The following is a 13,107-nucleotide window of genomic DNA, read 5'->3' on the forward strand; positions in this document are numbered from 1 at the left end:
TACACCTCTTATCTTTTTTCATCATATCCCGTTTCCGACTCAGCAATCTTCATACATTTTTCCTGCATATCTCCGTATAACACAGTACCTTTATTGAATTTTATAACTTTATCATTTTCTCTTTCCATATCATTATTATCGGTCCATAATTCGCACTGTGTCATTACTGTCTGAACAGCATCATCCATACCTTCCGGTGGATATTTATGTTTCTTAAGTAAACGTTTAATCATCATTCTCATTTTTGCACGTGCTGAATCTCTTTTTTGCCAATCAATTGTTCTATTTTTTCGTAATGTATCTGCCAATTCTTTTGTAATTGCAATTAACTCTTCATTCTCATAAAAATCTTTAATAGCTTGTGGTTTAGTCAATGCATCATAAAACGCTAATTCATCTGCTGTTAACCCTAACTTCTCCCCTTCATTGTTTGCTGATGTAATCTGTTTAGCGATATTAAGAAGTTCTTCTATTACCTGTTCATTTGTAAGCATTCCATTAAGGTACTTATTCATAACACTCTGTATAATTTCGCTAAATTTCTCAGATTTAACTACATTTGTTCTTCTGTATATACGCACCTGTTCTGCTATAAGTTTCTTCAACAACTCAACCGCAAGATTTTTTTCCTTCATCTTAGATATTTCTTCTAAAAATTTAGGATCAAAAAGCGAGAAATTTTGTGACACATCTGAAAATAAATTAATAACTCCATCACTTTTAATGCTTGCTTTTAATAATTCATTTATTCTTGCATTCATTTCAGGAAGAGAAATCTTCTTTCCTTGTCCTTGATTCATTAATCTTGTCACGAGCACTCTAACTGACTCAAAAAATGCTGCTTCAATACGTAATGACTCTTCTACCATAGATGAACATAATGATAACGACTTTTTCAAGAGCAATGCTTCTTTTAGAAACTCTGCTTTTTCTTCCTCTTTTCCTATGTCCACTATAAAGTTTACGCCACCACTTATTGCTTTTGATCTTTCTAAATCTGTTCCTGTAATGAATTTAGAATAATCATATTCGTGGAAGAAATCCTGACATATAGATAACTTCTCCAAAAACTTAGGATATGCCACTTTTGCAACATCAGTATCCCCGTAATTCTTCTTGTCTCTAGTAGTATAATCATTCATTGCTTCCTTAAGAGCTGATGCAATGCCAACATAATCAACTACAAGTCCACCTTCTTTATCTTCAAAAACACGATTAACCCTTGCTATTGCCTGCATAAGATTATATCCCTTCATTGGTTTATAAACATACATAGTTGCCAATGAAGGTACATCAAATCCTGTCAACCACATATCAACTACTATTGCGATTTTAAATGGGCTATCATTATCTTTAAATTTTTTTGCCATTTCCTCTTTATGACGTTTATTTCCAATAATTTCTTTCCATTCTTCAGGATCCTTATTACTGTCAGTCATAATTACTCCTACTTTTTCATTCCAGGTAGGACGTAGTTCTAATATTTTCTTATATATTTTCATTGCAATAGGACGTGAATATGCAACTATCATTGCTTTTCCTGTAAGAATATTTGCTCTATTATTTTCATAATGATCTAAAATATCACAAACAAGAGAATCTATAGTCTTGTCATTTCCAAGGATAGCTTCCATTTGTCCTAATTGCTTTTTACTTTTTTGTACAACTTCAGCATCTGCATTCATTGCCATAAGATCATATTCTTTGTCAATTAATTTAAGAGTTGTTTCATCAAGCTTTAAATTAATAACTCGACTTTCATAATAAACCGGTCTTGTGGCACCATCTTCTACTGCCTGTGTCATATCATATATATCTATGTACTCACCAAAAACTTCTCTTGTACTTCTATCTTTCATAGATATAGGTGTGCCTGTAAATCCTACATAAGTAGCATTTGGCAAACAATTTCTAATAATTCTTGCAGTTCCTGTTACTATCTTTGCTTCTTCATTTCCATCCTCATCTTTTACCATTTTGACCTTTTCTTTTAAACCATACTGTCCTCTATGAGCTTCATCAGCCATTACAATAATATTTCGTCTTTCTGATAATGGTTCTTCTGATTCTTCAAACTTCTGCATTGTAGTAAATATAATTCCATTAGCTTGTCTGCCGTCTAACCAATCCTTTAGTCCGATATCATCTTTTGATGCATTCTTTCCAAGTTTTCTACATGTAGCATGAACTGGCATTTGTCTTAAAAATTTACTGCATTTTGCAAACTGACCAAAAAGCTGATCATCCAAATCGTTTCTGTCTGTAATAACAACTATAGTTGGACTGTCTAGTGCTTCCTGTAACAAATGTGCATAAAATATCATAGAAAGAGATTTTCCTGAACCTTGTGTATGCCAAAAAACTCCACCTTTTCCATCTGTAACTGTAGCCTTTTTTGCCATTTCAATAGCTTTATTTACAGCAAAATATTGGTGATATCCAGCCAAAATTTTATATTTCTTTAAACCTTCGTCAGAAAAACAAATAAAATTTTTAATAATATCCAATAATCTTGCCCTATCAAACATTCCTTCAAAAAATGTGTCAAATTGAGCATGCTGTGTATTCTCATAGCTTCCATCTTTCGTCTTCCACTTCATAAAACGGTCCTCACCAGAAGTAATTGTACCCGCCTTAGATGTTAACTGATCGCTTATTACACTTATACAATTGTAAATAAACATAGATGGAATCTCATGTATATAATTTCGTATCTGTGCGTAACCTTCTGAAGCATCTGTTTCTTCTCTCGATGGTGATTTTAATTCTATTAATACAACCGGTAATCCATTAACAAACAATATTATATCCGGTCTCTTGTTACTATTTTCAATAAATGTCCATTGATTTGCTACAATAAAAGAATTGTTATCTACATTCTTATAATCCACAATATATGCTATAGATGAAGCTTGTTCTCCATCGACTGTATACCTAACAGGAATTCCATTTTGAATATATTCCATAAATGCTTCATTTTTCTGTACAATGTCTCCATTATCATAATTTTTCAATTTGTATAAAGCATCAGAAATAGCCTCCTCTGGAAGAGAAGGATTTAACCTATGCATATATTCAATTAACACATCATTGTATAACGGACTATAAAAATCTCTTTCAATCTCCGGACTGTAAACGTACTCGTATCCCATATTTTGGAATAACTCTATTATGGAATTTTCGTAGTCAGCTTCTGTAAATACTGTGAACATATGTATCACCTCGTTGTATATTTTTCAATTATTTTATCAATAAGATTTTTTACTATATTTTCTGCATCACGCTTAGAATAATTATTCTTTATTAATTTTTTACACATTAACACTCTTATTCTGCTTAAAACTCTTTCTCTCTTTAACCAATCGACCTCTTGATTTTCTTTCAGTATATTCATCAAATCATCTGCCAATTTTTCTTCTATTCCTGATTCAATTATAGACTTTTTAATATCATCCAAATTATATTCATCTGATACTACCAAGCGTTCATCTGTTATATTAGAAAAAATTTCAAATCTTTTAAAATCTGAAACCGCTCTTTTTTGTTGATTGTTATTGTTTCTAATATAATTTAATTGATATTCTAATTCAGGAAACAAATTTGCTTCACTTATATTACAATGCTCTAATTCTCTCCTGACTTTCTCCTTATCCTCATCATCAATATAAAAAAATTCCTTTTCAAATTCGCTTCTTAAATTTGCTTCTGCTTTAGTAATTACAGCATCTTTTATTTTTTCTTTTCTGCATTCAATATTAAATTGACCTGGCAATAAAAATGCTCCACTCTGCCTAATCAATCTATCATTATTCATAATTGGCAATACTGTAAACACGTTCTGACAAATGTTAATAAATTCCAATAGACCTTTATCATTAGACCACGTTTTCAATTGTTCACCACTTATAATTTTATCTTCATATAATTTATGAATGACTTCTTCTAATGTTCTAGACTCATTTAAATCATAACTTGCTAATTTCGATATAATTCTAACCTCAAAATCATCATATTTTAACGGTGCATTTTCTTCTTTAAAATATACAATACCCATTGGTGACATTTTTAAACTTTCTTTTGAAACACTATCTGTGTACTCTTCTTCCTTATGATGTTCACAAGCAAAGTAAAGTGCCACCAACGGATTAGTTGTTACATCTAACAATCTAGTGCACATGCCATAATGTTGATATTTCTCCATAATCTCAAAGCCATCACCTATGTTGACAAACTCATTTGGAATTTGTCTCAATGGCTCTGACATCAAATAATGTTCTATTCCCAACTTTTTATCCCTAACAATAGTTGAACTAATATTCCAATAATCTACAGCCTGTCCCCTAAAAAATAATTGTGCGCTAGGATTATTTTTATTTGAATTTAATATTCCTACTTTTTTTATATAATCATCTACTGATTTTATTTCAATTCCATTATCTGTATTTAGAATCAGATGTTTTTCTTTCTCATTATTTAAAACAAGCCCCATACTTTGTCTCCTTCTCGTTTGTATAAATTGCCAATAATATAATTTGCTACTCAGCATATCATTTTTACATATTTTATTTCTTTAATATAATTACAATAAACAATAATTTAGTGGCTTAGCCTTTAAGCTTGGCATATTGCTTTTTCCAAGTTCGTGACGGCTTTTTGCAAAAACAATCTTCCGAGGAAAAGGCACAGACATTCGGTAATCCGTTATTCCCACATATATCTGGGTTATTAGCTCTGCAAACGTATGCTTGTAATTCTGTGTCTTGTGAATGTAGCAGTACATTAAAAGGTATTGAGAGGTCTTTCTTATTCATAATCCACCTCCGATATATCAATCTCTCCACTCATAAGTTTTGGAAGAAGCGTGTCTCTTGTTTCAGCAAGTTTTTTGTTCTCTATTCGATTTGCGATAATCAAATCATAAATTGGCTGAAGCAAGGCTCCAATTCGCTTGTAGTCTGCTTTGTTGGGTATGAGAACCTCTGCTTTTGAAAGTTCATCACGCTTGATGTGTCCCATTGTTGTAGCTTTATCGGCAGCAACGGCAATAAAGCGGTCAAGATGGTGTTTTGTCCAAACATAATAGAACCACTTGTCATGCTTGTTTGACATTACTTTGAACAAATGCTGATTTAAGCCACAGATACCGCCACACCAAAAATCAACTAACAGACTGCCTGACCAAGAGAAGATAACATCGCCATCGTGAATGATGTACTCACTTTTAATGTTTGGAGAACACAGTTCACTGTTATCATCACAGCAGCCTTGACGAAGTTCTTTGATTTTAAGAACCGGAATGCCTGTTTCGCTAGCAGTTGGACGATATTTTTGCATAGCAAGACCATTTAGATAGTCTGCAATATCTATCAAACTGGTTTGCTTCCAACCGTCAGGCAGCGTTTCAAGAGTTAAGAACTCATTTGAAAAGATAGCTTGAGCTTGCTGCTCTAAATTATTGTTTATCGCTTCATTATTGTTTATTTTTTGTTCTATACACCATAGTGTATCCGCTATTCTTTTTTGTTCTTGATAGTCAGGAGCAAAAATTTTACATTTTAATAATTCTGGCTGACGTAACCCTACGACAGTTGTTCCCGTTGCTCTACCATCAAGCTCCGCTTGAAAGAAAGAAGATGTCATATAAAAATAAATATATTTGGGATAGAATCGTTGATTGACTCTAACAGCAAACAGTCTTTGACTTAAAACAATTTTTTCATCACTATCCCAATAGTATATCTGACCAAAAGGAGCTTCAGATGTTATAAGAATATCTTCCTTTTGTACTTCTTCTTTCATCCAACATTTATACATTTCTTCTGAAACATATCTAATACTGTCAGCTTGAACGATCTTTCCTGTTTTAATATTCTTAGCCGACAAAGCCCTATATCCTGAATCACCCCATTCTCCACCTAACTTTTTAGGGGTCTTTCCCCTGTAATCAATAACAGTCGAAATCACATCTGCAACTGTATATTCTTTCCACTCAGCCATAATTTCCCTTCCTATCCAATATATTTACGATGAGCAATCTTAACATTGCTCTGTTTAACCATTGCGTATTGCAAGGTTGTATCTATTTTTCTATGTCCTAAAAGTTGTTGCAACTGTTCAATAGGCATTCCTTTATCTATTGCCATAGTTGCAAGTGTACGCCTGAACTTGTGTGGGTGTACCTTATTAAGTCCTAATTGCTTTCCAAATTCTCTCAAACGAACTTCAACACCACCTACTTTCAATCTTTCGTGCGGTGATTTTAACGACACAAACAAAGCTGGATTATTGTCCTTTCGACTTTCCAAATAATTCTGTAAATGTATTTTTGTTCTGGCATCAAAATAAACAACTCTTTCTTTACTCCCTTTTCCAAAAACAATGCATTCTCTTTCGTTAAAATCTATATCATTTCGATTTAGTAAAACCATTTCACCAACACGCATCCCTGTTGATGCAAGCATATCTATAATTGCCAAATCTCTCACTTCTTTGCAATTGTCTCTCATCATTTCCAATGCTTCATCTGAATATGTTTCTTTTATATTTGTTCTTGTCTTTATTTTATGTATTCGCCTAACAGGACTTTTCAATATATAGTCCTCGTCTTCTAACCATGAAAAAAAACTTGATAGAATGCGACGTATATTGTCTATTGTAACCTTACTTGACTTCTTTCTCTCTTGATATCGTATCAAGTACGTTCTTACATCATCCGTACTAATTCTTTTCACATCTTTGTTTAGCTCATCTAACATCTTATCAATAGTTGCTTGATAATATTTTAAAGACTTCTCTGAACAACCTTCTATTCTTTTTGCAGACAAAAACAACTCCACAAAGTTTTGTTCTACTTCTTTATCTTCTGTTACATTGCCATTAATCTCATATTTTGCAAAAGTATACTGCAAAACATCCCTTAATTTTTCACCTTGTGCATTATTCAAAAATGGTAACATTTCTTGAATAATATCTTTAATTAAATTATCTTTCATTTTATGTTCTCCTTTTTTAATATTTTTTAGAGAACAATTATAGGTGGACGTTCCCTTTGTCAACTCTTGCCACCCACAAAAGTTATGGGACTTCTTTTAAACACTAAGGTATTGAAACACTTTATCTAGCAGTGCACCACTTGCTATATTTACACTCATAGTATATACAATGTCGAAACTTACATTTATACTTTTTATTATTATACTCCTCATAGCACCATCCCCTCTCATATTACACACAGTTCTAACTATAGTTACAACCAACAAAACTATGATCGACGAAATAGCAATTAATACACGCCTCTCTTTCACTGCAAGCCAAAGTACTTCAATTAATGTAAACAATAATTTAGAGCAGCAAGCAATGGCTCTTTTCAAATCGTGGTTCATAGATTTTGAACCATTTGAATGGCAAGTACCTAAAACTTGGATAAATGGTGTACTTGGCGAATTTGTTGAAATAAAGCGTGGTGGTTCACCTCGACCTATCCAAAAATTTTTATCAAATAATGGATTTCATTGGCTGAAAATATCTGATGCAACTTGTATTAGTTCTCCATTTATCAATGAAATCAAGGAATATATCATTGAGGCTGGTTTGAAAAAAACTGTTTACCTTAAATCAGGAAGTTTGGTTTTATCAAATAGTGCCACACCTGGTTTACCTAAGATACTTGATATAGATACTTGTATACACGATGGCTGGCTCTATTTTCCATCGTCAAAGTTTTCAAATGAGTATCTGTATCTTTATTTCAAACACATTCGAGGCAATCTAATTGCACTTGGTAATGGTAGTGTTTTCACAAATTTGAAAACGGATATTCTAAAGAACTATCCAACATATTTGCCTACCGAAAATGTCTTGAAAGAATTTGACGGATTAGTTCAACCTATTTTCTCTATGATGCTTTCAAAAACAAGAGAAACAAAGAGGTTAGCTGAAATCAGAGATACTTTTTTACCGAAACTGATGTCCGGTGAACTTGATGTTTCAAACATTGAACTTTAAGCCACTAAATTATTGTTTATATCATTATTAATTTTTATTTTTTCATCTATAATTGATAAAATTTTTGATATTTTCAACTGTTGATTTTCATCAGCTGGTATATCAATTTTTAATTCATTTATATCATTTTTATTTACGGAACCAAACACTGTTCCACTTTCCATATTTACCAACTTTGGAACATAATATTTCATCATATAATACAAAAATTCCTGATTTTCATTTTTCATTCTCAGAGAACAAACACCTCTTCCTAAACATACATCACTTGGTGTAATATTTAAATCACCAACTGGCGCTCGTACACTCATAATTACATCCCCAGCATTAGCCATTTTTGTAACCTTTGTTGTAAATGTATCAAATGTTGGATATTTCAATCCAAAAGTTCTATTTCCTTGTAAAAAAGGAACTCCTTCTCCAGTTGTATTATAAAATTCAGATTTTGGTGATTGTCCCATAGTAACATTTACAATATCTTTTAATTTACATTTCATATCCAATAGCTCCTAGCTTTTTCTTAATCTCCTCTTCAAGTTCGTGTGACTTTTTAAACATATCTGATAATTCAGATGTAAGTCTTGTCATTTTTTCTTCAAAAGGTACACCATCATCTTCTTGTTCTGCAATTCCCACATAACGTCCCGGTGTAAGGATGTAATCTTGTTTAGCAATATCTTCTATAGTTGCTATTGCACTAAATCCCTTCTTTTCTTCTAACGTTCCATTTTGAAAAGCCTCAAAAGTATTCGCTAATAGTTTTATATCTTTTTCATCATCTAAATCTCTATGTTTTCTGTCTACCATATGTCCCATATTTCGGGCATCTATAAACAAAGTCTTTCCCTTTTGTTTCTTATTTTTTGTTATAAACCACAATGTTACAGGAATTGTTACACTATAAAAAAGCTGTGTAGGCATAGCTACAATTCCTTCAATCAAATCATCTTCTATTATTTTTCTTCTTATTTCTCCTTCTCCACTGGTTTGTGTAGAAAGTGCTCCATTTGCAAGTACTAAGCCTATTTTTCCATTTGGTGCAAGATGATGTATCATATGCTGAATCCAAGCATAGTTGGCATTTCCTGCTGGTGGCAATCCATACTTCCACCTTGGATCATCAATTAATTTTTCCTGGTTCCATGGGTGATAATTAAATGGAGGATTTGCTAATATAAAGTCTGCTTTCAAAGTCTTGTGCCAATCACTGGTAAATGTATCTGCCTGATATGCTCCTAAGTTCGCATCTATTCCTCTGATTGCCATATTCATTTTTGCCATTTTCCATGTGTCTGCATTTGCTTCCTGACCATATACAGATATCGTTCCTATTTTTCCATTATGTGCTTTTATGAACTTTGAGCTTTGTACAAACATTCCTCCTGAACCACAACAAGGATCATATACACGACAATTGTCAAATGGTTTTAGAATTTCAACTAATGTTTTTACAATACTTGCTGGTGTATAGAATTCTCCTCCACTAGCTCCTTCTTTTTCTGCAAATTTGGCAATGCAATATTCATAAGTTCTTCCTAATAAATCTTCGTCTACTTCTGTAGATGACATATCTATACTATTTGTAAATATGTCCACTACATCACCTAATATTCTTTTATCCAAATCAGGACTTGCATAATTTTTCGGAAGCACCTCTTTTAATGTTTTATTATCAGCTTCAATTGCTCTCATCGCATTATCTATGACGGTTCCTATTTCTTCTTTATGTGCTGCTGATGCTATAGTCTCCCATCTTGCTTCTTCAGGAACATAGAATACATTCTCCATTGTATATGCATCTATATCATCTTCAAATCCATCGCCTTCATCCACAAGCTCTTTATACCTTTTATCGAATGCTGCTGATATATATCTTAAAAATATAAGTCCTACAATAACCTTTCTATATTCTGCTGCTGGAATGTGTCCCCACAGCACACACGCCGCATCCCATATTTCTTTTTCAAATCCAATGTTCGCATTATTCTTATTGGCCACTGTTTTCCTCGCTTCCTAAAACTTTCTGTTTCGCTTTTTTATCTACCACTTCACTTATAGTAAAAAATCCTACTCAAATTTCAATGGATAACTCCAAATTAATTCGTGTAGGCATCTATGTTACAATTTTCCATTTTGTCCCTCACATACACCTATAATTATGTGACATTTTGCTTCAAATTTCAACCTTTGTTATATTATTAACATTCACAAAACAGTTTTCTTTTAATTGCTATGTTTGTAATCTTTCCAATCACATAAAAATAGGCTGTCGTTAATTCAACAGCCCCTTACCAGTATTCTTCTATTTTACTAATTGTCTATACCAATCTTGTGGAAAACCTATGTGCTTTAACCATATATCATGCTCATATTCTTCCACAATTGAGTTCATTTCTACTAAAAATGAATTATTCCACTCATCTTTGTCTGGATACAACAACTTTAAAACCAGTATTTGTGAAAATAATTTTCTATTCCCAGATACTTCCATTTCCTTTGGCATTTTAGGCAATGCTGGAAAAGACCAATAATATAATCTTGAATAATGAGCACATCTGTTTCTTAATTCAGTAGTACACCTTAACCAACTTTTTAAACATGGCACAGAGGTTTGATACAACGCTTTTGCTATATACTTCTGATCTACTGATAACATGTCGGCGTAAAAATATGATAGCATTCCCATTGAAAAGAACTCAACTATGACCCATATAGGAAACTTTCCTCCATACTTTTCATTATGATGTTTAACAACCAATGTTCTCTTATTTTATTCAATACATACCTGAATCAAATTCTTAAATTTTTCATCGTTATGTTTTTCATTATATATGTCTGCATTCGTATATCCTATGGCACCATAGTTATGTCCACTGTAATAAGCTAACTGTGTTCGCAAATGCAACTCAATTTTTTCTATACAATTAAACAATACGCCCCTTAATCTGCTATCAAATTCATAAATCCTTTTAATTCTATGAAAATTTATATTTGGAAAATATTTTCCATCTCTTTTTCGAAACGGAAGAAGATAAGCTGATACGCGATAATAATTTGCCTGTTTTAGAAATTCAATACATGACTCTTCATTATCTACTATAAAGCCTTTTTCTTTAATAATTTTCATTTGTTCCTCAAATGTTTTTGGTGACTTCATTAACTGATTGTTATTTTTCACACCTTCTAATTTTTCTCCATTTGTATACACAATTATTTTTTGCGTGAAGTGAAAAGTTTATTTTCACTTTAAAGTGGGCAAAGCGAATTTTAGTCTTACACAATTATTTGTTGAGTCCAACTTCAATACTACCGCTTATTTGTTGTGGTCGACATAACTTTATTATCTATTTTTACATCGTTCTTCTCGTATATTTTTATTTCATCTCACTTAATTTTTGAGAAAATACGTCTAGGTTAGATTTTACATTATCTTAGCGTTTTGCGAAATCTATTAAATATCATACATTTTTAATAATTCCTTTTCTGATAATATAATTCCTACTTTTCTCAATAATTCTTTCCTACTTGAATATAATTTTTTAATAAGTAATTCGGCATCTTTACCATAATGAATTTGGTTATGACAAGTACTGCATAAGGAAACTATATTTTCTTCCACATCTAATGAATACCTAAACAAATCTGCGTACGCTAATGGAACTAGATGATGAGCTTCCATATATGGTACATTTTGATTTTTTCTAACAAAAGTAATATGTTTTTTATCTATTTCGCATTTAAAATCAGCAATAAGCAAGGCATTTTCTGCTTTTTTCCTATTTCTTATTATTTTTTCCTTAACACTAAGGTAACAATTCTTTTCTTGTGGTATAAGTTTATACCCACATACTCCATTGTATGAATCAAAATTAGCATATTTATTAAATTCCAACAATCTTGTCTCATCTTCTTTATTTATTTCTTCAATTACTGACTGTTTAATTCTCCTTACATCCACGTAAAAAGAGTATTTTTCAGGCATACGAAAATGATATGTTGATATTAATGATAAAGGAAATACCCATCTATATTTTCCGTTTTCTTCAATTTGATATGGTCGTTCTTTTCCTAGCATCAACTCTCCATTGACAAATCTATAATTACTGTCTCCATCCTTCCAGAATACACGAATAATGGTTTTTCCAATAGAATCTGCATTAAAAAGCATACTGTCAATTATAGATAAATTTTCAATATCTTGCTCTATTGTGTAATCTTTTTCTCCATTACAATACAATATTGTACCATTCTTCCATTTATCAAAAATGCCTTTGGAATAATCAAGTAGAACAACAACAATATCTTCTCCGTATAAAAATTTATCATTCACTGCTTTTACTCCCATTTCTTTTATAATTTGTTCAACTGTGACATTAGTCTTTTGACCATAATAATAATTTTTTTGAGCTTCTAATCTTTTAGCATCATATTCTTTCCAAAAACTATCTACAGATTCATCATCTGCAAAATTTTCGTCGTAGTATTTATCCCATTTTTCGTAATCAATCATTTTATTTTCTCCTAAGTTAAAATATTATCCTACCAACACAACTTCTTTTCATTTAATTTTCTATATAATGCAAAGTTATTATACAAATCAACCCTATTTATAAGTCTCAAACTTATATGTTATATATACCTTCATCATAACATTCGTCCACCTGTTTTTCCCTATTATAATCTCAATTCCACTTTTCTTCAATTGGAAAATATTTCCACAACAACTTACCCAAAGTTAGTAATCTCACGTTGTCACACACTAAAAATTTGGAAAGGTTTGGTAATTACTCTATTCCCCCATTCTATCCAACTTGGTGTAATATGAACGGTAATTTACCACACCACTTCTCTAATTGATTTGTTCCACAAATCAATTAGAACGCGTCATTCCCAGAATGACGCATAACATAAAAAGAGAGAAATTCTCGTTTTTGCAAGCATAACTCAATTTTCTCTCTTCGTGTGCTACTACTCCAGCCGTGCCCTACTTCGAATACGCTCCCTCTGGTCGCTTCTTCTCAGTAGAGGGCTGCGCCCTATAAATAAAAAAATAGGTATAGACACCCAAATCCATTATAATTAAATCACCACAAAATAACACAA

9 protein-coding genes and 1 pseudogene are annotated in these 13,107 nt (G+C 32.0%); 1 reads left to right on the forward strand and 9 read right to left on the reverse strand.

The features are described 5' to 3' along the window. Positions 1–8 precede the first annotated feature (8 nt). The 5 genes from DW006_RS04395 to xerA all read right to left on the reverse strand — a co-directional run bounded on the left by DW006_RS04395 (position 9) and on the right by xerA (position 6,992). Positions 9–3,212, reverse strand: coding sequence for a type I restriction endonuclease subunit R (locus DW006_RS04395; RefSeq protein ID WP_117999204.1), 3,204 nt, complete (start codon positions 3,210–3,212; stop codon positions 9–11). A 5-nt stretch (positions 3,213–3,217) separates the two neighbouring features. Continuing rightward, a complete protein-coding gene (locus tag DW006_RS04400) occupies positions 3,218–4,489 on the reverse strand; it encodes an FRG domain-containing protein (protein ID WP_158561068.1) in 1,272 nt (423 codons plus the stop codon). A 115-nt stretch (positions 4,490–4,604) separates the two neighbouring features. After that, the gene (locus tag DW006_RS04405) at positions 4,605–4,811 is read right to left on the reverse strand and encodes a hypothetical protein (protein ID WP_117999206.1); all 207 of its coding nucleotides are present in this window, start codon (positions 4,809–4,811) and stop codon (positions 4,605–4,607) included. Further along, entirely contained in the window at positions 4,804–5,997 is a 1,194-nt protein-coding gene (locus DW006_RS04410) for a restriction endonuclease subunit S (protein ID WP_117999207.1), read from the reverse strand. The genes DW006_RS04405 and DW006_RS04410 overlap by 8 nt, the downstream gene beginning before the upstream one ends. Positions 5,998–6,008: 11 nt before the next feature. After that, positions 6,009–6,992, reverse strand: coding sequence for a site-specific tyrosine recombinase/integron integrase (xerA, locus tag DW006_RS04415; protein WP_117999208.1), 984 nt, complete (start codon positions 6,990–6,992; stop codon positions 6,009–6,011). Positions 6,993–7,263: 271 nt separating this feature from the next. Between xerA and DW006_RS04420 the strand changes: the two genes are divergently transcribed. After that, entirely contained in the window at positions 7,264–8,004 is a 741-nt protein-coding gene (locus tag DW006_RS04420) for a restriction endonuclease subunit S (RefSeq protein ID WP_158561069.1), read from the forward strand. On the opposite strand, the gene DW006_RS04425 is transcribed toward DW006_RS04420, so the two are convergent. The 4 genes and pseudogenes from DW006_RS04425 to DW006_RS04440 form a co-directional block, all read right to left on the reverse strand. Further along, the gene (locus tag DW006_RS04425) at positions 8,001–8,501 is read right to left on the reverse strand and encodes a restriction endonuclease subunit S (protein ID WP_117999210.1); all 501 of its coding nucleotides are present in this window, start codon (positions 8,499–8,501) and stop codon (positions 8,001–8,003) included. The two genes, DW006_RS04420 and DW006_RS04425, sit on opposite strands and share 4 nt — an antisense overlap. Next, the gene (locus tag DW006_RS04430) at positions 8,491–10,002 is read right to left on the reverse strand and encodes a class I SAM-dependent DNA methyltransferase (protein ID WP_117999211.1); all 1,512 of its coding nucleotides are present in this window, start codon (positions 10,000–10,002) and stop codon (positions 8,491–8,493) included. Before DW006_RS04430 ends, DW006_RS04425 begins: the two co-directional genes overlap by 11 nt. A gap of 304 nt (positions 10,003–10,306) precedes the next feature. Beyond that, a pseudogene (locus tag DW006_RS04435) lies at positions 10,307–11,161 on the reverse strand (Abi family protein). A gap of 294 nt (positions 11,162–11,455) precedes the next feature. Continuing rightward, positions 11,456–12,514, reverse strand: coding sequence for an HNH endonuclease (locus tag DW006_RS04440; protein WP_199521882.1), 1,059 nt, complete (start codon positions 12,512–12,514; stop codon positions 11,456–11,458). Between the last annotated feature and the right edge of the window lie 593 nt (positions 12,515–13,107).

Source organism: Eubacterium sp. AF36-5BH (assembly GCF_003460505.1).
Taxonomy (GTDB): domain Bacteria; phylum Bacillota; class Clostridia; order Lachnospirales; family Lachnospiraceae; genus Eubacterium_G.